Source organism: Paenibacillus cellulosilyticus, from assembly GCF_003182255.1.
Classification (GTDB): Bacteria; Bacillota; Bacilli; order Paenibacillales; family Paenibacillaceae; genus Paenibacillus_T; species Paenibacillus_T cellulosilyticus.
The window spans coordinates 1-21,711 of sequence record NZ_QGTQ01000038.1; the positions used below are offsets into that span (position 1 = coordinate 1).

Sequence of the window (21,711 nt, forward strand, 5' to 3'; positions counted from 1 at the left end):
CTTCATTTCTTCTCTGCTCAATGTAATTGTCTCCTGTCCCATAGTGACATTATCTCAGAACAGTTATGGGGTGACATTATCACAGCAGAACAACACAACTCAGCATCTGGATCTTGACCATCACGCTTTAGATAGCTATAATATCCGCTCCTGGATATGCCTAAGAAGTTACATAGTCCTGTTACCGCGTATTTATCCCTCATTCGATCAATGACGACGTGTTTGTGTTGTGCACCCCCCGATTCAAGATTTGCAACCACTTTTTTAGAACATCTACCTCCATCTGTAACCGACGAACCTCACGTTCCTGCTCCGTTTCAGTTCGCTTCGGATCCCCTCGACGATCCTTGAATGCTTCGTAGCCACCTTCCCGGAACTTCCTAATCCATACTTTCACACGGTCCCTATCCTTAATTCCAAGATGATCTGCGATACGTTGTTGACTCCAGCCTTCTTCCTTATGCAGTCGAACGGCTTCGATCTTTAATGATTCCGGATAATGATTAAATTTTTGCCCCTTAATCGCCATAACAAAAAGCACCCCCTATAGTATTTTCATCGGTAAAACACCAGGGTGTTTTATACAATGTCTACTATAAGGGGTGCACTTCAAGTGGCCTCTTGCGGGTCTTGTTTCTTTTCAGCCATCTTTTTATAAATCACGTACGCGTTCATTCTCGTCATAAATCTCGCATCTTGTTCATAGATTACTAGTAAAGGCTTGATTGACAAGCTTCCGATGCTGCTTATGCATATGCAGATAGTGAAGGAGAGAGGCATATGAAACGAGACACGCGATTAACATTTCGATTTGACGGGACTGCACGGGCTGAAGACGTGCGGCAGCATGATACGCAGCCGCTCCAAGATGATATCCAGGCATTGGAGCAGCTTATTCGACACGGAGGCGGCAGCATCGAAGCTGCACCGGCAAGGCCGTCCGTGGTGGACAAGTCAGTTGAAGTCATTGAACAAAGAGAAGAGCGGGCTGGAGACCGTCCGAGTGTGTGGCATTTTCCAGAGCCGATTCATAAGCCGAAACAAAATCATGTCGAAACCGAACGAAAAACGGAGCATGCTGCGAAACGTATCGTAGCAGAGGTCGCTAGCATCGATCTGAGTCCGCTTGATCTTGTGGAATCGAATCAGTCACTTCCGCCAATGATCGAGCAGACCCAGCCCATTGTCGTTATTTCTCCTCCGCCTGAAATCTCGCAAACGCAGGCGATTCGTCCTTATGATTGGGGCATTCTCGAAGAAGAACGCGGACGTGGTACTGACAAAGGAAGTGGCGGTCTACGGTATGTAGATATTAACCATACGAGAAACGCAAGAGGACCGTCTTGGCTTAAAGTATTCGCTTCAGTTGCGGGCGCGATTGCTACAGGTGCTCTGTTTGGCTACATGGCACTTGCGCTATTCGCAGGAGAAGGTCCTTGGGCGGGAGGCAGCGGTGAGAAGGCCTCGACGGACAATGAACAGACTACGATTACTCAGCCGGCTTCTAATGAGGGACAACAAGGAGCGCAAACGGGCAGCAACAGCACTGACAATGCCAGTGGAACTACACCGGTTACAGGCGTTGAATCTTCGACTGATGGTGTTGAATCAGTGGGATCGGCAGACAAGCAGACAGATGCTTCTGCTGCTGTCGTTCAAGTGGGGGTGCCGGCGCAGACCTACCATGCGCTCCAATATGGTGTGTTCAGCGGAACTGAAGGTGCAGATGCCGCCGTTGCTGAGTTGAAGGACAAAGGGCTTGCAGCCTATCGCCTAGATACAGGAGAAGATTATCGAGTGTATATGGGTATTTCGAGTGATCGGGATGGGGCGCTCGCTTTGACGCAGCAGCTTGACGGCCTGGAGGTGTATGTGAAAGCCATTGAGCTTCCGGCAATCGACTCGATGCCGTTCAATGGCGACGCTGAACTGCTTAAGCAATACTGGAAACAAACGAGCGAGCTGATAACCGTGCTGGACAGACTGACGCTTGACCAGCTGGATCAAGCTAAGCTGGCTCCATTCAGTACCGCGGTATCGGCTGCCTGGAAGAAACTGCATGAGCAATGGCTCAGTACTTCTTCTCAAGTAACAACGAAACTAAGCGGCGACCAGGCGAGCGCAGGAGCAAGCCGGATGGCGCAATCCATTAACACGGCTGCAGTCGCGCTTGGGGAGTTTGATAAGAAACCATCTGCCGCCTATTTATGGAATGTGCAGACAGCGTTGATGGGCGCGATTTTCGCCGAAAAAGGATGGCTGGAATCGAACGCTGGATTGTAAACGATACCGATACGTCTTATAATGTCCATAGGTGTCATTTCATGGCGAGAGGCGTTGTAGGATGAAGAAGAATGGTTGGACCCTCCTTCTTTTTATCGTGCTCGGGTTAATTACGGGCGCACTCATTACGAAATGGTTGAAGCGTGTATCGGCGCTGTCCTTTCTAACCGATACGACGACAGTCAAGTGGTCGCCGGACGCGGATTTGGTTGTGCTCAGCTATGACCTGACGATACGGCTGGAGCTGAGCCTGCTTAGCATTTTGTGTCTAGTTTTAGCGATTTGGCTGTTTCGGAAGTTATAGAATGGGTTAACGAATAAACGGTAAGGTTTGAATAGAGAGGAAGTGCCATGACAGTGGCAGCATTCGGTAAGGAAGCACAATCGAATACGTTGTGTCAGCTTGTGCTGGCATCTTCATCTCCGCGCCGGCAGGAACTGGTCGCATCTCTCGACCTGTCCTTGCCGGTTCGTATTTTGTCGACGGATGCGGATGAATCGATCGAACCAGCCTGGACGCCTGCTGAAGTGGTGGAGCGTCTTGCACACCGCAAGGCGGAAGCAGCAGTAGAGCGTCTTCGTGCAGAACATACGGACAAGCCTTCGCTCGTTGTCGGCGCAGATACAATCGTTGTACTTGACGGCGAAGTGCTCGGTAAGCCGGTCGATCGGGAAGATGCGATTGCAACGCTGCAGCGGCTGCAAGGACGGAACCACGAAGTATACACGGGCGTCGCTTGCATTCATTCAGAGGACGGAACAGCGTTAGTGAAACATCGCCGGACGCATGTATGGATGAAGCCATTGTCGAAGGAACGTATTGAACGCTATGTAGCGACTGGCGAGCCAATGGATAAAGCGGGCAGCTACGGAATCCAAGGACTTGGTGCGGCCAATGTCGATCGGATTGAAGGCTGCTATTTCAATGTCGTTGGTCTTCCGCTGTCGCTCTTGTCAGACATGCTGGAAGTGTTCGGAATTGACGTATACTGATTCGAAGAGAGGCTGACGCTGGCCGATGGTTGCTGGACGTGAGCTTTTTATTGCTACTGGGGAGGAACGGGACATGGAAGCGAAGGCACAATTACTGCGCGATGTTCCCCTTGATGAACGACCTAGAGAACGCATGATGGCACATGGGGCTGAAGCGCTTAGTCACGCAGAGTTGCTGGCAATTTTATTGCGAACCGGTACGAGCCAGGAATCTGTTATGGATCTGGCCAACAATATTTTGAAAGAATGCGGTGGACTTCGGTATTTGGTAGATGCAAGTCTAGAGCAGTTGATGAATGTTCGGGGAGTAGGACCGGCGAAGGCGCTTCAGTTGAAAGCAGGCATCGAGCTTGGCAGACGGATGGCTGCCGCAAGATTCGGAGACCGTCCGGTCATAAAGCGGCCGTCTGATGCATCTGATCTTATTATGGAAGAGCTTCGGTATCAGACAGTGGAGCACTTTATGTGCTTGTTTCTTAATACGAAAAATCAGGTTGTAGCGCGTGAAACGTTATCCGTCGGTACACTTAACGCATCGCTCGTGCATCCGCGAGAAGTATTCCGTGAGGCGATCAAGCGAGGAAGTGCGTCGATCATTTGCGCTCATAACCACCCGAGCGGTGATCCGACCCCAAGCCCCGAAGATATCGCATTAACACGGCGTTTGCGCGAAGCTGGAGAGCTCGTTGGAATTGATGTGCTTGACCATCTTATTATCGGAGATGGAAAGTATGTTAGTTTGAAGGAGCGGGGTTTGTTGTAATATAATAATAAGGATTGTCGTATGAAGAGAAGGGAGCTTTACAATTATGTTTGGAGGATCGAAAGATTTAGGAATTGACTTGGGTACCGCTAATACTCTGGTCTATGCGCGAGGTAAAGGAATTGTCGTCAGGGAGCCGTCTGTGGTGGCCCTGCATACCGATACGAAGTCGATAACAGCGGTTGGCGAACAAGCGAAGAAAATGATCGGCAGAACGCCGGGCAACATTCGTGCGATTCGCCCGATGAAGGACGGCGTAATTGCTGACTTCGAGACGACCGCTACGATGATAAAGCACTTCATCAGGCAAGCGCAAAAGCAGCGTGCGTTGTTCCCGCGCCATCCGAACGTGATGGTGTGCGTGCCATCCGGTATTACGGCCGTTGAGAAACGTGCAGTAGAGGATGCAACGAAGCAAGCAGGCGCGAAAGAAGCCTATACAATTGAAGAGCCGTTCGCTGCAGCAATCGGTGCGGATTTGCCGGTTTGGGAGCCGACAGGCAGCATGGTAGTCGATATCGGCGGCGGTACGACGGAAGTTGCGGTTATTTCGCTTGGCGGTATCGTTACGAGCCGATCGATTCGGGTCGCTGGTGACGAGATGGACGAAGCGATTATTCAATATATTAAACGCCAGTACAACCTGATGATCGGTGAACGTACGTCTGAGCAGCTGAAGATGGAAATTGGTTCTGCGCTTCCACTTGAGAAGACGGAAACGATGGAAATTCGCGGACGCGATCTTGTAACGGGTCTGCCGAAGACGCTGCCAATCACGTCGGACGAAATGACGGACGCATTGACGGATACGGTTAACTCGATTGTAGACGCTGTAAAGATTACGCTCGAGAAGTGCCCGCCAGAGCTGTCTGCTGACATCATGGACCGCGGTATCGTCCTTACAGGCGGCGGCGCGCTGCTGCGCAGCCTCGACAAGCTGCTGGCTCGCGAGACGGGGATGCCAGTCATTGTTGCAGAGAACCCGCTGGATTGCGTAGCGATCGGTACGGGACGTGCGCTTGATAACATCCATTTGTTCAAGAACAGAGCATCGAGCTCCCGTTCGAAGCGTTAGTTAATTAGACGATCCCCGCGCGGTTTATCCGTAAGGGATCGCAATAATTTCATAAGTAACTTAATCGGCGGTGATTGGACTGTTTAATCTGATGAGAAACAAGCGGTTGTTCTTCCTCATGATCGGATTGATCCTGTTCATCGCAGCGATCGGGTTCTCACTGCGCGACCGTCAGTTGTCGGCGCCTGAGAAGTTTGTCAATGACTCTGTCGCCTACGTGCAGCAATGGTTGTACAAGCCCGCTGGCTATATAGCGGGCTTCTTTGAGGATATTGGCAACATCCGATCCCTGCAGGAAGAGAATGAACAGCTTCGAACGACTGCTGCTGCCTATGCAAGAGACAAAATCAAGTACAATGTCATTGAGCAGAAGAATGCACAATTAGAAAAGGATCTTAAGTTTACGGAGCGTCAGAGCCAGTTGAATGATTATGAATATTTGATCGCACAAGTGGTGTCGGTAAGCACCGATCCTTACAATCCAACGATTAAGATTGACCTTGGCTCAGAGAACGGTATCAAAGAGAATATGGCGGTCGTGACAGTAGATGGCTTGATTGGTATTGTCTCTAAAGTATCTGCTTTCTCCTCGAATGTTGAGCCGATCACGTCGCTTGATGAGAAGTCGCCGAATTCGAAGTCAATTTCGGTTACGGTTCTTGGCAGAGAGAATGACTCATTCGGCATTATTGCCACATACGATCAAGAAAATGGGCGGTTTGAGATGACCCGCATTCCAGAGAACGATCCGATGATCGTTGGTGATACGGTCATTACATCGGGGCTTGGCCGCGTATTCCCTCGTGGTCTCGTGGTCGGAACGGTGGAGACGACGCCACAAGCAGGAGACTTCGGCTTAACCAAGGTAGCTTCGGTTAAACCGCAGGCTGACTTCAATCGACTGACGGAAGTGTTCGTTGTGAAGATGTCGGACAATGAGGGCGAGGGCGAAACGCCATGACGATTGGTCGATTAGGCGTCGTCATGTTTTTGCTTTTTGTAATCGAGAGTACGCTTGTGCCATGGCTCATTCCAACCTCGCTAGTTGGACGGCTGTATCCGCATTTCACTTTCGTGTTCGTGTTGTATACGGCACTGTATGGCACAAGACATAAAGCGTTGATGCTTGGTCTGCTTTTTGGTCTCATGCAGGACGTAGTGTTCTACGGCAATTTGCTTGGTCTTCATTCATTTGCTATGGGGCTCATCGGCTATGTAACCGGACTTCTTCTAGAGAAGAAGAAGTCTACGATGATGAGCGCACTGTTCACGATAGCTGTCTGCTGTATGGTCTATGAAATTATTATATTTGCTGTGTATCGAGTGTTCTGGTTTACGCGAGAATCGCTCGGTTATGCGATGGTTGACCACATGCTGCTGAGCACGTTTTTACAACTCGGTTTCGCGTTGGCTGTTTATGTTCCGGCAAGAAGATGGGTGCAGAGTGCAATCCCCGTGCGTCAACCGGAAAAAGAAGAAGAATGAGAAATCCTCGACAATATAGGAATTTGTTCTTCGTTATACTCGAAAACTTATAAATTCTTATGCGGTGAAATGCAGTTCGGCAGGATTCGGGGCATGTCGAAAAGAAAGGAATAGATCATGGGAGGGACGAACGTTGACCGATAAACAACATATTACGATCAAAGGTGTTAAAGAAGGTCTCGTGTTCATTCTCGACGATCGCTGCGAATTTTCGGCATTGCTCGACGAACTGCACTATAAGTTGGAGAAAACACATCAACAGCTGTTAACCGGCCCGTTAATGCACGTCAACGTCAAGCTAGGAAGCCGTGAGACGACGGACGAAGAGAAGGAACAAATCAAGTCCGTGCTGAGACAGCAGGGCAACCTGCTCATACAATCGATCCAGAGCGATGCGGAGCTGCAATCGCAGACGGAAGCGAATCAGCAGGAATTGAAAGTTATGACCGGTATTATTCGATCTGGACAGGTGATCACGCATGATGGCAGCTTGCTGCTGCTCGGTGATTTGCATCCCGGCGGATCGATTATTTGTACAGGCGATATATATGTAATGGGAACACTTGCTGGTATGGCGCATGCGGGGTCAGAAGGCAGAACCGATGTTATCATTGCGGCATCGCTGCTTAAGCCGACACAACTGCGCATTGCAGAAGTGATCAGCAGGCCCCCAGAGGAGTGGCTGACCGGCGACGCGGCGATGGAATACGCCTTCCTGCAGGAAGGTGCTATGCAAGTCGACAAGACGACTCAATTGTTCCGTATGAGAAGAGAACCGCTCGTGTATAAAGGAGTGTAGAGATTATGGGAGATGCGATAGTCGTAACTTCAGGGAAAGGCGGCGTCGGCAAGACGACAACGTCTGCTAACGTCGGAACGGCGCTTGCGCTGCTCGGCAAAAAGGTGTGCATGGTCGATACCGATATCGGTCTTCGCAACCTGGATGTCGTTATGGGACTTGAGAACCGGATCGTCTACGATCTTGTCGATGTCGCTGAAGGCCGCTGCCGTCTGCAGCAGGCGCTTGTGAAGGACAAACGGTTCGAGGAGCTGTATATGCTTCCAGCTGCCCAAACGAAAGATAAACATGATGTAACGCCAGAGCAGGTTCGTGACATCGTACTGGAGCTTAAGAAAGAATTCGATTACGTCATTATTGACTGCCCTGCTGGTATTGAGCAAGGCTTCCGCAATGCGGTAGCTGGCGCTGACCATGCCATCGTCGTCACGACGCCGGAGAATGCAGCGGTTCGTGACGCAGACCGCGTGATCGGCCTGTTGGAGCAGTCGCAAATTACAGCGAAGCTGATCATTAACCGGATCCGTCCAGCGATGCTGAAGACAGGCGACATGCTCGAGATCGACGAAGTGTGCCAAGTGCTTGCCATCGATCTGCTCGGCATCGTGCCGGATGACGAGAAGGTTATCAAGTCGGCGAATGCCGGTGAGCCTACTGTCATGGATCCTTCGTCTCGTGCAGCGATTGCATACCGCAATATTGCGCGCCGTATTCTGGGTGATATGGTGCCGCTTATGCCGCTGGATGAGAAGTCCGCTGGTATGTTCAAGCGCTTCCGCAAGTTTCTAGGAATAGGATGAGCTTGCAGTGATCAATAAACTGAAGAAAATGGACTGGGGCATTATTGCGCTGCTGCTGGTCTTCATGTGCATCAGTACCCTGATCGTACACAGCGCAACCTCGTATGATCCGCGGTATGCCTCCTATGATACAAAGACGGTTATCTTTTATTGCATCGGATTAGGCGTTGTCTTCCTGTTGTCCTTGGTTGATTACCGGTTGCTGCTCAAAGGCTGGCTGATCTGGTATGGTATCGGACTTGTTCTGCTCGTGCTTGTTTTCTTCTTGGGAGCTGAAATAAACGGTGCACGTGCTTGGTTTAAGCTGCCGGGCGGGCTGCAGTTTCAGCCTGCGGAGATGGTTAAGATCGTATTGATTATTGGTATTGCGCAGTTGATGGGCAGGCGGCAAGGCGAGCCGCTGAGGCTGACCAGCGATGTGATGGCGATTGCTGCGTATTCGATCGTACCATTCTTATTGGTCATGATGCAGCCCGATTTGGGTAATGCCATCATCTATATCGTCATTGTGCTAGGCATGCTGTGGATCGGCAACGTTCGATATTCACATGTTATGATCGGGTTGGTGGCTGTCTTAGGCTTCCTCCTTATATTCGGCACCTTGTTCAATACGTATAATGATCAGATCAAGACGTATATGATCGACCATAACAAGCTGCACTGGTATGAACGGATCAATGGGTTTATGAATCCTGGCAACGCGTCGGAAAGGGAAGTATATCAGGCGACCAAGGCGAAGATCGCAATCGGTTCTGGCGGATTGTCGGGTGACGGATACTTGAAGGGTGATTCGAAAAATAACGCCTTTATCTCGTACCCATACTCTGATTCTATCTTCGTCGTTGTCGGTGAGGAATTCGGATTCCAAGGCTCAGCGGTGCTGCTGTTGTTATATTTCTTATTAATTTACAGGATGATCCTAATCTCCTTCCAGTGTTATGACAAACGGGGGTCATTCATGATTATCGGTATCGTCTCGATGTTTGTGTTCCAAATTTTCGAGAACGTCGGGATGATGATTGGACTCATGCCGATTACCGGTATTACACTTCCGTTTGTCAGCTATGGCGGTACATCTCTGCTGCTTAACATGATCTGTATTGGTCTTGTGCTTAGTATTAAGCTGCATCAGGAGAAATACGAGCTGGACACTTAATTGGCCATATTGCAAAACAAGGATGACTTTTGATATCTCAAAGGTCGTCCTTTTTCGTTTTATCGGCGATAATGAAGCGAGATGTCAATGATTTGATTACGACATGAAGAGGAGAAGAGGATATGAATATTGTTGTATTGGACGGCTATACGCTTAATCCCGGTGATTTGAGCTGGGCGTTATTCGAAGCACTTGGCCAAGTTACGGTTTATGACAAGACGGAACCAGCATTGGTTGCGCAGCGGGCACAAGAGGCGGATGTGGTTCTGACGAACAAAACACCACTGAACGAAGCAACGATTGCGGCGCTTCCGAGACTTCGTTATATCGGTGTACTAGCGACGGGCTACAATGTTGTAGATATCGCGGCCGCAGCAGAGAAGGGCATAACGGTAACGAACATTCCAGACTACAGCACGATGGCTGTGGCGCAGCTTGTATTCGCTTATATGTTGGAGCACTGCCATCATGTGCGGCAGCATAGCGATTCGGTAAGAGGCGGACAGTGGAGCCGCAGTGAGCATTTTATGTTTGCGAACTATCCACTTATCGAGCTGGCAGGGAAGAAGATTGGTATCGTTGGATTCGGACAAATCGGTCAGCAGGTTGCGCGTATCGCATTAGCCTTTGGGATGAAGGTGCTGGTGAACAGTCGAACAGAAAAGTGGGTCGCAGGACTAGAGGATGTCCAGTTTGTTAGCCTTCAAGAGCTGCTGTCGGCCTCTGACTACATAACGCTGCATTGTCCGCTAACGGAACAGACAGCGAAGATGATTAACAACGAGACGATTGGATGCATGAAGCCAACCGCCTTTCTTATCAATACAGCACGCGGAGGACACATTGCAGAGGACGAGCTTGCAGCAGCTTTGAATGAAGGTCGTATTGCAGGCGCGGCAGTTGATGTCCTATCGGTCGAGCCTCCAACAGCAGGAAATCCGCTGATCGGTGCGCGCAACTGCTTAATTACACCACACATCGGATGGGCGACCTTCGAGGCAAGGCAGCGATTAATGGCGATTGCCGCCAATAACTTAGCTCAATATAAGGCCGGTCATCCAATCAATCGTGTTATAGGATAGTCAGGCAATAGTTTCTTCAACAGCCCGTGCTCCGTTCATAGTTGTCCATCCTCTGTCATACAAATAGGACAAGTGAAGGAGGGCGATAGGAATGAACGAGAGGATTCGGGAGAGGCAGAAAGAGCGAATTCGCCAAATTATAGAGCAATCACAGAACAGTCTGCAGCTGGAGCAACGAACAAAGGATGGCGGATATCCGCTTCCGGCAGAAGCAGTGAACCAATCTTCGCGCTTGCAGACACCTCAACAGCTTCAGCCAACATCGACAGTGCAAGTCCCTCCGATTGTTCCTAGAGAGGAAGCAGGATCGCTTCCGCCAGTTGAAATGTTGGAGAAGCAGCCTCCCATTCTTGTGAAACGAGGAGAATATCCGGTAGCTGGACCCGTTCAATATGTTGAACACGATCCTGAGAAGCTGTGGAAATCATCTTCTGCACCATGGCTTGGTCTGAATCGTTCTAGCCGGGGTGTTACCTACGGTGATCTGGTAACGGAGTATCCTCCTATAGACCCTTCTAACGGCGGCGGTTCTCGTTTCTTGCGTCAGTTCCGGCTGCAAATTATTGCGAGCGCAGTGTTGTTCGGAGCCATTTGGGGGCTCTTTCAGTTGAACGGCGGGATGGCTGAACAGGGGCAGACGATTGTGACGGCAGCGCTGACGGACGAGTTTGATTTTCAGACCGTAGAGGCTTGGTACGATCGGACCTTTGCAGGCTCGCCGGCCTTCATTCCGCTGTTCGGTGAGGATAAAGAGGCGGTTACTGCCGTCGAAGGCACGCCTCACAGCACACTGCCAATTGTGTCGCCATTACCGAGGTCCACTTTAATCAAATCCTTCGCAGAGTCGCTCGGTGGTATTGAATTGGCGGGAGAGCCGGGCGGCGCCGTTGAAGCCGCTGAGACCGGACAAGTTATTCTCGTTACGCCGGACTCGGGTAAAGGTCAGACCGTCGTCATTCAGCACGCTGGAGGCCGGCAGACCCAGTACGGGCAGTTGGCTTCGTCATCGGTTAGTAAGGATGATTGGGTAGAAGCGGGAGATGTCATTGGTAAGCTGCAAGATGGAAGCAGCGACGAATCTGGCATCCTGTATTTCGCTGTTAAAGAAGATGGCCGGTTTATTGATCCGACCGACGTGATCCCGCTTGATTAAATTTCGCGGCATCGTTTGGAGTGTTCACCCGCTTTTCGTTATCGTCATGCTGCTGTCCGCTGCGGCAGGACGGTTCGCAGAGCTTATTACATTGTTCGTTCTCGTATTTGTCCACGAGCTGGGGCATGTTGTTGCCGCTCGTTCGTTCGGCTGGGTCATCCGAGAGGTGAAGCTGCTCCCCTTTGGCGGTGTTGCCGAGACGGAGGAGGCGGGTGGGATGCCGACTCGTGAGGAAGCGATAGTGGCAATTGCAGGCCCGATGCAGAACGTCTGGATGGCGGCGCTTGCTTGGGGAATCGGGAAGTTCGGAATTGGAGATCCCGCATGGGCGAACGAACTAGTCGAGGCGAATATGCTGATTGCGCTTTTTAATCTCATTCCCATTCATCCATTGGACGGAGGCAAGCTGCTGCAGTGTTTGCTCGGCCGACTTATGCCGTATCATCATGCGATGGCTTGGACGATTCGGATCAGCATTACACTTAGTGTATTGATTGGTGCTGCCGCACTTGTACAGCAGTTATGGCCTGGCGGCGGCATTCAGTTAAATTTGCTTACCATTGCATTGTTCCTGCTGGCGACGAATTGGATGCAGCGGCGGCATATGCCATTTCTATTTATTCGCTTTCTGATGAATCGGGAGCGTTATGCGCGCAAGCGAATGGACCGAGGAGCTAGTGCGGCGCCAATTGTTGTTAGACCCGAGGCTGCGCTTCATTCGGTGCTCAAAGATTTTCGCAGAGATGCCGTTCATTTGGTGTATGTCACGACTGCGCGTGGCGAGCTTTTAGGCATTTTGCCAGAAAATGAACTGCTGCATGGATTTTTCGCTTCTGCCAATCCGAATCGGCCGGTTGTTGAACTGATCATTTAACCGAGGAATCGTTCGTGCTATAATCGACCTGACGTTAATGATTTGGACGGGCAGGTGACGACATTGAAGCAATTGCTGATGCATGGCAGTAAAGAAGGTCTCTATGCCGCAGTGCTCGATAATGGCATACTGGTCGATTACGCCTCTCAGCTCCATGATCCTGATCAGCCGGGACAAGTTCAGCCTGGTGCTGTTATGGGAAACATTTATAAGGGGAAAGTTGTCAACGTGCTGCCTGGTATGCAGGCGGCCTTTCTAGATATTGGTTTATCGAAAAATGCGTTTCTTTACATTGATGATGCACTCCATCCAAACTTAGAGAAACGTGAGAAGCAATCGGCTGGCAAGCCGTCCATTCGCGATGTGCTGAGACCGGGTCAGGAACTCGTCGTGCAAGTCGTACGCGAACCAGGCGGCGGGAAAGGCGCGCGCGTCACGACGCATATCTCGCTGCCGGGAAGATGGCTGGTGTACATGCCGGAGGCAGCTTATGTTGGCGTTTCACGTAAAATCGGCGATGAGCAGGAGCGTGAGCGACTCAGAATCGTCGGCGAACGGATTCGACAGCCGGAAGAAGGCGTCATTATGCGCACGGCCGCCGACGGATTACCTGATGATGCGCTGGCAGATGATGCATCTTCATTGCGTGAATTGTGGCAGGCTGTGTCTGAAGAAGCATCGCAGAAGAAGGCGCCAGCCGTTCTCCATCTGGAGGCTGGACTTGTGCATCGAGTGATCCGTGACATGCTGGCCGCCGACATTGAGGAAGTGATCGTAAGCGATCGGCAGCTCTATAAGCAGGTTGGCTCACTTGTGCACGCGATGGCACCAGGGCGGGAGAAGCTGGTGCGCTGTTATGAAGCTAGAGATAATCTATTTGACCACTTCGGCATTAGCCGCCAGGCTGAACAGGCGCTTTCTCGTACGATTCAGCTGGTCAGCGGAGGTTATATCGTATGGGATCAGACAGAAGCATTAACAGTTATCGACGTGAATACAGGACGATTCATCGGCAGTGATAATCTAGAGGAGACCATATACCGCACGAATGCGGAAGCGGCCGAACTTATTGCGAGGCTGCTTCGTGTAAGGGATGCTGGTGGTATCATTATTATCGATTTCATTGATATGGAGAGCGACGCGAATCGGCAGCGCATCTCGCAGCAGATGGAAGCCCTGACGCGCATGGACCGCAGCCGCTGTACCGTTGTAGGGTGGACAAGGCTTGGACTATTGGAGATTACGCGAAAGAAATCAAGGCTCAAAGCACTTCCGTCTGCCGTTACGACATGCAGCAGCTGCGGCGGACGTGGGCTTTTACCACAATAAAATCTATCGCTAAACGAGGTCGCTCATCTTCGAATCGCATCGATTGAAGTTTTATAGTACGAAAACCGTTGTATTCGCATAATGGGCATGCTATACTAATCGGGTGTATGTTTTGCCTATGGCTAAGCATTGCACAAGGTACCGCTCTATTCAGGTTTACAAGCGCAAGCGCGCAGGCGCATGCCACCTGCTATCAGGCGAGTCTTCACTAATAAGGAGGTGCACCATCCATGTACGCAATTATTGAAACGGGCGGCAAGCAATACAAAGTTCAAGAGGGCGATGTTCTTTACATCGAGAAACTCGAGGCTGGCGCAGGCGAAAGCATCACTTTCGATCGCGTTCTTGCCGTTTCCAAAGGCGACGCACTCGTTGCAGGAACACCGGTTGTAGCCGGAGCATCGGTTTCTGCTAAAGTCGAGAAGCAAGGCCGCGGTAAAAAAATCATCGTTTACAAATACAAAGCGAAGAAAAACTACCGTCGTAAACAAGGCCACCGTCAACCGTACACGAAAGTGACGATTGAAAAAATCCAAGCGTAATCGGTTTGATCGATGATTACGGTCACAATCGTACGGAACGCCGTTGACCGCCGTATCGTATCGTTCGAAGTTTCTGGACATGCGCATTACGCGAAGCACGGTCAAGACATTGTCTGTGCAGGCGTTTCTGCTGTTACCGTTGGAACGGTCAATGCGATAGAGGCAGTTGCTGGCGTTACGCTGCCGGCATCCATGCGGAACGGTTTTGTGAGCTCGGAGATTCCGGTTCATGATGACTCGTCTGCTGATGAACGGGTGCAGCTGCTGCTTGAAGGTATGGCGGTCATGATCGATTCGATACGGCAATCGTACGGGAAGTATGTTGCCATTCAAGAGAAATTCGTACAATAAAGGAGGGAAACCACCATGTTGAAATTGGATCTTCAGTTGTTCGCATCCAAGAAGGGCGTAGGCTCGACGAAGAACGGACGCGACAGCCAATCGAAACGTCTGGGCGCTAAACGTGCAGACGGCCAAATCGTTACAGCGGGCAGCATTCTCTTCCGTCAACGCGGAACGAAAATTCACCCAGGTAACAATGTAGGCATCGGTAAAGACGATACGCTGTTCGCTCTGGTCGAAGGCGTCGTTAAATTCGAACGTTGGGGCCGCGACCGTAAAAAAGTTAGCGTATACCCTGTTGCTGAAGCAGCTGCTGTTGCTGCAGCAGTCGAATAATATCGCTTCAACAAGAGCCCGGCCTGAAGTCACAGGCCGGGTTTTTCAGATTTAAGTATAAGATTCTATTAAGCTTTTTCACTTCATAGATGAGCAGATCATCCGTACCGTACTTTTATGCATATACCGCTCTACATATAAAGGTGGGTTTATCGCGAATGAATCGGATCGGTTCGGCAAAACTTTACGTGTCGGCTTCGCTGCTGCTCCCAATTGTTTGTCTTTTCATTTGGGATGAGGCGTGGTGGCCGATATTAGCTTTCGTCGCGTGGTCCTTGATGGTGCTTGTTATATGGATTCGACTCGAGCGCAGCGAGCAGCGGAGGCGACAGAGCGCGATTGAACGCGCTGTTCAGACCGCATCGATTCGGACGTTGAACCATCATCGCCATGATTGGATGAATGATCTGCAGGTGCTGTACGGCTACATCCGGATGAACAAGCAAGATAGAGCTGTTCAGTACGTGGAACGGATTCGAGATCGTATGGCAGCAGAAAGCCGAATTGCCAAGCTGGGCGTGCCATCTCTTGTCATGTATCTGCAGTCGTTCCGAACGATGACGAATTCGCTGCAGCTAATCGTGGACATCGACGGCGAGCTGGACATAGAAGAAATTCCGATCGATAAGGAGACGGTTGCAGTCGCACTCATCGATCTTATGAATATTTATCGAAGCGGTGTTAAACCAATCATCGGCGATCCTGCACAGCTGACGCTTCGGCTGTCGCGTGATGACAAGGCACTTCATGCTGCCTTATGCTATGATGGTGAATGGAATGACATCGAGGGTTCGATGCACAAAATAAAACAGCGGCTGAAAAACTCGCCGCTGCAGCCGATCGGTTCGGAGCAGACGCTTAGGGAGCTGCTGCTAAAGGCTGAACTGCGCGGCTGAACGGAGGCCAGAGCAACATGTTTGTAGATAAAGCGAAAATATTTGTAAAAGGCGGCGACGGCGGTAACGGTATCGTGTCTTACCGTCGTGAGCTGTACGTACCAAACGGTGGACCAGCAGGCGGTGATGGAGGACGCGGAGGTAACGTTATTTTCCGCGTGGACGAAGGTCTTCGGACACTTGTTGACTTCCGTTACCAGAAGCACTTCAAGGCGAAGCCGGGCGATCGAGGCAAGGTCAAAGGCATGCATGGTGCCAACGCGGACGACATGATCGTACGTGTTCCACCAGGCACGGTCGTCGTCGATGACGATACGCAAGAAATTATTGCGGATATGACGCGTCAAGGACAAGAGGTTGTTATCGCACGCGGCGGACGCGGCGGTCGCGGTAACATGCGATTCGCGACATCGAACAATCCGGCGCCGGACATTTCCGAGAATGGCGAAGAAGGCGAAGAGCGTTGGGTAGTGCTTGAGCTGAAGGTCATGGCGGATGTTGGTCTTGTCGGCTTCCCAAGCGTTGGCAAGTCGACGCTGCTGTCGGTTGTATCAGGTGCGAAGCCGAAGATTGGCGCTTATCATTTTACGACGATTACACCGAATCTCGGGGTTGTTGACGTAGGTGATGGACGCAACTTCGTTATGGCGGATTTGCCGGGTCTGATTGAAGGGGCAAGTGAAGGTGTTGGTCTTGGCCACGAGTTTCTGCGTCACGTCGAGCGGACGCGGATTATTATCCATGTCATTGATATGGCAGCAACGGAAGGCCGCGACCCATTCGATGATTGGGTGAAGATCAATGCCGAGCTGCGTCAATACAATGAGAAGCTGAGCGAACGGCCACAGATCATTGCTGCGAACAAAATGGACATGCCAGGTGCAGAAGAGCAGCTGAAGTTGTTCAAGGAGCAGCTTGCTGAGATTGAGGGCGGCGACAAGTATGAAATTATGCCGATGTCGTCGCTGACGCGCCAAGGCGTTCAGGAGTTGCTGTACCGTGCATCAGATGTACTGGAGACAGTACCGGATCAGCCGCTGCTTGAAGAAGTGAGCGAACTGGCTGAACGTAAGGTGTACAAGTTCCAAGAGCGCGATCAAATTACGTTCCGCGTATTCCGCGAGGATGAAATTTTCGTTGTCGAGAGCGAAGGCATCGAGCGTCTCATGAGACGTACGAACCTTAACTCCTACGATGCTGTAATGCGTTTCGCACGCATTCTGCGTAATCTCGGTGTGGACAAAGAACTCCGTAAGATCGGTGCCAAGGACGGCGACATTTGCCGCATCGGCCACTATCAATTCGAGTTCTTCGAAGGCACTGACTATATCTTCTAGAAAAGACGGGGCAACCCGTCTTTTTCTTTTTAGGTGAGCCACAATCTGATTTTGGTATTAGCAGTACTATTAATTTCGTTTATTTGAATGCTGCATCTAATCAAATGTACCGTCAATGGGCGGTGACTGTTGGGTGCGGAGGAACAAACAATGTGAACGATATAACGTATCTTGATCCGGCCAAACAATAGCTTTGCCGCTGGAAGCGGCAAGTGCGGGCATACGTTCCGCATAAACAAGAAACGTCCTTGTGAGGAGTTCAGAGGTAAAGGTTTCCGGAGGAGACCACATCGGGAGCATACGCTTTCGGAGGGTTTGGGTGGATAGAAACTCTTATAAGAATTTGTATAAGACGGGGTCTTAGGGGACGTCGCCCCTAATTGCCTATTGCCGATCCCAGGAAATTCACGTATAATGTCCACTATAGGTGTACAATTGTCTTTTTCAGGAGGACGATGAATGACAGAGCGTTATTATGTCGTCCGGGAGGACATATTACCGGAAGCGATCATGAAGACGATTCAGGTGAAGGACATGCTAAAGCGGGGCGAAGCTGCTACCGTACACGAAGCTGTGGAACGGGTAGGACTTAGCCGAAGCGCATTCTACAAATATAAGGATGGCGTTTATCCGCTGAGTGAGCTGGATCGGGAGCGAATAGTAACGATATCGATGGAATTGGAGCACCGCTCTGGCATTTTGTCAAAGGTGCTTAGTCTCGTAGCGGGACTAGAAGGCAACGTGTTAACGATCAATCAGAGTATTCCGCTGCAGGGGCTTGCCAATGTGGTCATATCGGTTGATACTTCTTATATGACAGAAGAGCTTACAGAATTGCTCGAACGAATTCGCCAATTGGATGGCGTCCGCAAAGCCTCAGTCATCGGGCAGGGGTGAGAAAACCTTTATCGAGGCCGTTCGGAGATGAGTGACCTAAAGCTTTGCATAGCAAAGCAGCTTCGTAAGCATGAGAAGGTTTTATCGCCAATAAGAATTTGTTTTTTCTTCACTCGAAAACTTGTAAATTCTTATGTGGAAAATCAACGGTTGATGGAGGTAGCGCATGAAACCAGTTAAAGTAGGATTGCTTGGACTCGGAACAGTTGGAACGGGCGTCGTTCGGCTTGTAGAGGGTCATCAAGAAGATTTGAAGAGTCAAGTGGGCTCATCTATTGTAATTGAGAAAATTCTTGTACAAAACAAAGCGAAGCAGCGCGCGCTGCATATTGATGCGGATAAATTAACAGAAGATCCATGGGACATCATTCGTGATCCAGAGATCGATGTAGTTGTTGAGGTTATGGGTGGTATTGCAGATACGAAGCAGTACATCCTCGAAGCGCTGTCGCGCGGCAAACATGTCGTGACGGCGAACAAAGATCTCATGGCACTGCACGGACCCGAAATTATTGCAGCTGCACGCGCGAACCAATGCGATGTTTTGTATGAAGCGAGTGTTGCGGGCGGCATTCCTATTATTCGTACGCTGATTGAAGGCTTCTCTTCGGATCGCATTACGAAGATCATGGGAATCGTGAACGGTACGACGAACTTCATCCTGACGAAGATGAGCAATGAAGGCGCGTCTTACGGGGATGTGCTGAAGGAAGCGCAGCAGCTTGGCTACGCAGAATCCGATCCGACGTCTGATGTAGAAGGTCTTGATGCGGCTCGCAAAATGACGATTCTGTCGACACTTGGCTTCCGTGCGAATGTTGCGCTTGAAGATGTCAGCGTGAAAGGTATTTCGTCGGTCAGCCAAGACGATATCGCATACGCGAAGCGTCTCGGTTATGAGCTCAAGCTGCTCGGCATTGCAGAGCGCCAGGATGACTATATCAGTGTCAGTGTAGAGCCGACGATGGTCAAGCTCAGCCATCCGATAGCATCGGTTAACGGTGTCTTCAACGCTGTGTATGTATACGGCGAAGCGGTTGGTGAGACGATGTTCTATGGTGCAGGTGCAGGCGAGCTGCCGACGGCAACTTCTGTTGTAGCAGACTTGGTCGCAGTTGTGAAGAACCTGAAGCTTGGCGTGAACGGCAAGCAAGGGGTTACAGCTTACAAGGAGAAGAAGCTCAAAACCGACGAGCAGATCTCGGCCAAATACTTCCTGCTGCTTCATGTAGCAGACCGTGCAGGTGTACTGGCGCGTATTACGCAAGTGTTCGCTGAACACGAGGTTAGCCTGCAATCGGTGCTTCAACAGCCGAACCCGCACAACCCGGAAGCAGAAATTATCGTTATTACTCATGATGCGAACAAAGCAGCAATGAATAAAGTGCTCCGCGCCTTCGAATCGCTCGATGTGATCCGGCAAGTGAAGAGCGTTTATCGCGTCGAAGGCTAACACGCAGGCGAACTTTTACGACCGGGCGTCGCCAATTGGCGGCGTACCGGTTTTTTATTTTTTAATCTTATGTCTGAAAGACAGGCTGAAAAGAGGGTAATTATGAACGGACCACGGATTCTTGTTAAAGTTCCGGCGAGCACGGCTAATCTAGGACCGGGCTTTGACGCGCTAGGCATGGCTCTATCGTTATTTGCCTGGATTGAGATGCAGGCTGCAAGTGAAACATCAATTACGATGTTTGGCGACGGGATGGAGGATATCCCAACAGATAAGACAAACCTCATTTACAAAGTAGCGCAGCTTGTATTCGAAGAAGCAGGTGTAGCGGTTCCCGAGCTGTCTATAACGATGTACAGCGACATTCCGCTTACAAGAGGACTTGGAAGCAGCGCCTCGGCTATCGTCGGTGCACTGGTGGCCGCGAACGCTCTAGTTGGCTCTCCATTGACCAATGATCGACTGTTCCAGATTGCGACGAAGCTTGAAGGACATCCCGACAACGTCGGTGCCTCGTTGTTCGGCGGCATTGTCGTCTCTGCATGGGACGGAGAACGTGCGGATCATGTACGTATCGAACCGCATACTTCACTCGAAACGTTAGTAGCGGTTCCATCGTTCCAGCTCTCGACAGAGAAGGCACGGCATGCGCTTCCTAAGACGCTTAATATGTCGGATGCGGTATTCAACGTTGGCCGCAGCTCGCTGCTTGTCGCTGCACTGAGCGCAGGGCGACTTGATCTTATCAGTACGGCAATGCGGGACCGTCTCCATCAGCCTTATCGTGCACCTCTCATTCCGGGTATGAGCACGATTCTGGAGCATGCTGCTGAGCATGGGGCGCTTGGTGCGGCGCTGAGCGGTGCGGGACCAACGATTATTACGTTCGTGGACGGCATTAGCGACCGTAAGAAGGAGCTAGAGCAGTTCTTGAAAGATACGTTTGCGGCAGAAGGCATTGAAGCAGAGACGATATGGCTCCAGCCGTGCAAGCAGGGTACGCAGTGGCGTCAGATAAGCGAAAGTGACGAAACACCGCTTATGGATCGCATTCGTAACGAGGTGCGTGCAAAATGAAAGTAGCCGTATTGCCGAAAGGCTCGACCTCGGATGATGCAGCACGCTATATTTTAGGCGAGATTGACGGTGTTGACTTCCATTATCATCGGTTGATTGCGGAAGTATTCGCGAGCACAGCGGAAGGCATAACGGACTACAGCGTCATTCCAATCGAGAATACGATTGATGGTTCGGTAAGCTTGCACACGGATATGCTGATCGATGATGTCGATTTGCCCATTCAAGCGGAATGGGTATATCCATCGATTCAGAACCTCGTGGGTCGTCTGTCAGAGCTGGATCGTAAACCGAATGGCGAGCTTGATTACAGCCGCATTGTGAAGGTGATGAGTCATCCGGTCGCGATGGCACAATGTCGACAGTTTCTGAAGCAGCATATCCCGCACGCAGAGCTTGAGCATGTTGGAAGCACGACGGAAGCGATCCGCACGGTGCGTGACAACCCGGGTATCGGTTGGGCTGCGATTGGACAAAAAACAGCTGCACAGCATAACGGGCTGGATGTGCTGCAAGAGTCAGTTACCGATCACGATAATAATTACACGCGGTTCCTCTTAATCGGACCAAAGCCGCTGAATGGCAAAACATCGGACAAGCATAAGACAACCATTATCGTATCGAGCCAAGAGGATTATCCAGGCGGGCTGCACCAAGTGCTGTCTGCGTTGGCGTGGCGCCGAATCAATCTGTCGCGGATCGAATCGCGGCCGACGAAGAAGAAGCTTGGTACATACTACTTCTTGATCGATATCGATATGTCGCTGGAGTCGATCCTGTTGCAATCGGCTATCGCGGAGATCGAGGCGATTGGTTTCCAAGTTCGGGTGATGGGCAGCTATCCGAGTTTCTCTTATAAACCAGCACTGAAATAACAAGTTAGTTTTTATATACGGGTTATACCAGGCTCTTTCGGTTTTTGCCGAAAGAGCTTTTTTGTATTGCGGGAGCAGCAGGGGGATTCATACAAATTTTTTTCGAACGGACGGGGACATCCGCATATGTCCCGCATAGGATGTAATGATTGGTGGGCGAATGT

24 protein-coding genes are annotated in these 21,711 nt (G+C 50.6%); 23 read left to right on the forward strand and 1 reads right to left on the reverse strand.

What is annotated here, in order from left to right; translation table 11 throughout:
- Positions 1–199: 199 nt before the first annotated feature.
- Complete coding sequence (locus DFQ01_RS27795) at positions 200–529, reverse strand: helix-turn-helix domain-containing protein (protein ID WP_110047196.1); 330 nt, start codon at positions 527–529, stop codon at positions 200–202.
- 251 nt (positions 530–780) lie between these two features.
- On the opposite strand from DFQ01_RS27795, the gene DFQ01_RS27800 reads away from it, so the two are divergent.
- The 23 genes from DFQ01_RS27800 to pheA all read left to right on the forward strand — a co-directional run bounded on the left by DFQ01_RS27800 (position 781) and on the right by pheA (position 21,547).
- Positions 781–2,283, forward strand: coding sequence for an SPOR domain-containing protein (locus DFQ01_RS27800; RefSeq protein ID WP_110047197.1), 1,503 nt, complete (start codon positions 781–783; stop codon positions 2,281–2,283).
- Positions 2,284–2,344: 61 nt separating this feature from the next.
- Positions 2,345–2,587 carry a DUF4321 domain-containing protein gene (locus DFQ01_RS27805; RefSeq protein WP_110047198.1) on the forward strand — a complete coding sequence of 81 codons (243 nt, stop codon included), beginning with the start codon at positions 2,345–2,347 and terminating at the stop codon, positions 2,585–2,587.
- Positions 2,588–2,634: 47 nt separating this feature from the next.
- A complete protein-coding gene (locus DFQ01_RS27810) occupies positions 2,635–3,276 on the forward strand; it encodes a Maf family protein (RefSeq protein WP_110047199.1) in 642 nt (213 codons plus the stop codon).
- Between the two features lie 73 nt (positions 3,277–3,349).
- On the forward strand, positions 3,350–4,039 hold the full coding sequence (gene radC / locus DFQ01_RS27815) for a RadC family protein (RefSeq protein ID WP_110047200.1): 690 nt from the start codon (positions 3,350–3,352) through the stop codon (positions 4,037–4,039).
- Positions 4,040–4,085: 46 nt separating this feature from the next.
- Positions 4,086–5,114, forward strand: a complete 1,029-nt coding sequence (locus tag DFQ01_RS27820) for a rod shape-determining protein (protein ID WP_110047201.1) — start codon at positions 4,086–4,088, stop codon at positions 5,112–5,114.
- Positions 5,115–5,205: 91 nt separating this feature from the next.
- Positions 5,206–6,075 carry a rod shape-determining protein MreC gene (gene mreC / locus DFQ01_RS27825; RefSeq protein WP_245946909.1) on the forward strand — a complete coding sequence of 290 codons (870 nt, stop codon included), beginning with the start codon at positions 5,206–5,208 and terminating at the stop codon, positions 6,073–6,075.
- Positions 6,072–6,599, forward strand: a complete 528-nt coding sequence (gene mreD / locus DFQ01_RS27830) for a rod shape-determining protein MreD (RefSeq protein WP_110047203.1) — start codon at positions 6,072–6,074, stop codon at positions 6,597–6,599. Before mreC ends, mreD begins: the two co-directional genes overlap by 4 nt.
- Before the next feature lie 133 nt (positions 6,600–6,732).
- A complete protein-coding gene (locus DFQ01_RS27835; RefSeq protein WP_110047204.1) occupies positions 6,733–7,398 on the forward strand; it encodes a septum site-determining protein MinC in 666 nt (221 codons plus the stop codon).
- Positions 7,399–7,403: 5 nt separating this feature from the next.
- On the forward strand, positions 7,404–8,198 hold the full coding sequence (minD, locus tag DFQ01_RS27840; RefSeq protein WP_110047205.1) for a septum site-determining protein MinD: 795 nt from the start codon (positions 7,404–7,406) through the stop codon (positions 8,196–8,198).
- Between the two features lie 7 nt (positions 8,199–8,205).
- Positions 8,206–9,354, forward strand: a complete 1,149-nt coding sequence (locus DFQ01_RS27845; protein WP_110047206.1) for an FtsW/RodA/SpoVE family cell cycle protein — start codon at positions 8,206–8,208, stop codon at positions 9,352–9,354.
- Between the two features lie 122 nt (positions 9,355–9,476).
- The gene (locus DFQ01_RS27850) at positions 9,477–10,436 is read left to right on the forward strand and encodes a D-2-hydroxyacid dehydrogenase (protein WP_110047207.1); all 960 of its coding nucleotides are present in this window, start codon (positions 9,477–9,479) and stop codon (positions 10,434–10,436) included.
- Between the two features lie 91 nt (positions 10,437–10,527).
- Positions 10,528–11,589: a M23 family metallopeptidase gene (locus DFQ01_RS27855; protein WP_110047208.1), complete on the forward strand. Its 1,062-nt coding sequence runs from the start codon at positions 10,528–10,530 to the stop codon at positions 11,587–11,589.
- Complete coding sequence (locus DFQ01_RS27860; protein WP_110047209.1) at positions 11,582–12,463, forward strand: M50 family metallopeptidase; 882 nt, start codon at positions 11,582–11,584, stop codon at positions 12,461–12,463. Before DFQ01_RS27855 ends, DFQ01_RS27860 begins: the two co-directional genes overlap by 8 nt.
- Before the next feature lie 54 nt (positions 12,464–12,517).
- Positions 12,518–13,792 (forward strand): Rne/Rng family ribonuclease, encoded by a 1,275-nt coding sequence (locus DFQ01_RS27865; RefSeq protein WP_110047254.1) that lies wholly within the window; start codon positions 12,518–12,520, stop codon positions 13,790–13,792.
- 230 nt (positions 13,793–14,022) lie between these two features.
- Positions 14,023–14,334, forward strand: coding sequence for a 50S ribosomal protein L21 (gene rplU / locus DFQ01_RS27870; protein WP_110047210.1), 312 nt, complete (start codon positions 14,023–14,025; stop codon positions 14,332–14,334).
- A 12-nt stretch (positions 14,335–14,346) separates the two neighbouring features.
- Positions 14,347–14,685, forward strand: a complete 339-nt coding sequence (locus DFQ01_RS27875; protein WP_110047211.1) for a ribosomal-processing cysteine protease Prp — start codon at positions 14,347–14,349, stop codon at positions 14,683–14,685.
- A 15-nt stretch (positions 14,686–14,700) separates the two neighbouring features.
- Positions 14,701–15,012, forward strand: coding sequence for a 50S ribosomal protein L27 (gene rpmA / locus DFQ01_RS27880; protein ID WP_110047212.1), 312 nt, complete (start codon positions 14,701–14,703; stop codon positions 15,010–15,012).
- 158 nt (positions 15,013–15,170) lie between these two features.
- Entirely contained in the window at positions 15,171–15,908 is a 738-nt protein-coding gene (locus DFQ01_RS27885) for a Spo0B domain-containing protein (protein WP_110047213.1), read from the forward strand.
- 17 nt (positions 15,909–15,925) lie between these two features.
- Positions 15,926–17,245: a GTPase ObgE gene (obgE, locus tag DFQ01_RS27890; protein WP_110047214.1), complete on the forward strand. Its 1,320-nt coding sequence runs from the start codon at positions 15,926–15,928 to the stop codon at positions 17,243–17,245.
- 459 nt (positions 17,246–17,704) lie between these two features.
- A complete protein-coding gene (locus tag DFQ01_RS27895; RefSeq protein ID WP_110047215.1) occupies positions 17,705–18,142 on the forward strand; it encodes an ACT domain-containing protein in 438 nt (145 codons plus the stop codon).
- Positions 18,143–18,308: 166 nt separating this feature from the next.
- Positions 18,309–19,595 carry a homoserine dehydrogenase gene (locus tag DFQ01_RS27900; protein WP_110047216.1) on the forward strand — a complete coding sequence of 429 codons (1,287 nt, stop codon included), beginning with the start codon at positions 18,309–18,311 and terminating at the stop codon, positions 19,593–19,595.
- Between the two features lie 102 nt (positions 19,596–19,697).
- Positions 19,698–20,672, forward strand: coding sequence for a homoserine kinase (gene thrB, locus DFQ01_RS27905; RefSeq protein ID WP_110047217.1), 975 nt, complete (start codon positions 19,698–19,700; stop codon positions 20,670–20,672).
- Positions 20,669–21,547 (forward strand): prephenate dehydratase, encoded by an 879-nt coding sequence (gene pheA, locus DFQ01_RS27910; protein WP_110047218.1) that lies wholly within the window; start codon positions 20,669–20,671, stop codon positions 21,545–21,547. The genes thrB and pheA overlap by 4 nt, the downstream gene beginning before the upstream one ends.
- The last annotated feature ends 164 nt before the right edge of the window (positions 21,548–21,711 follow it).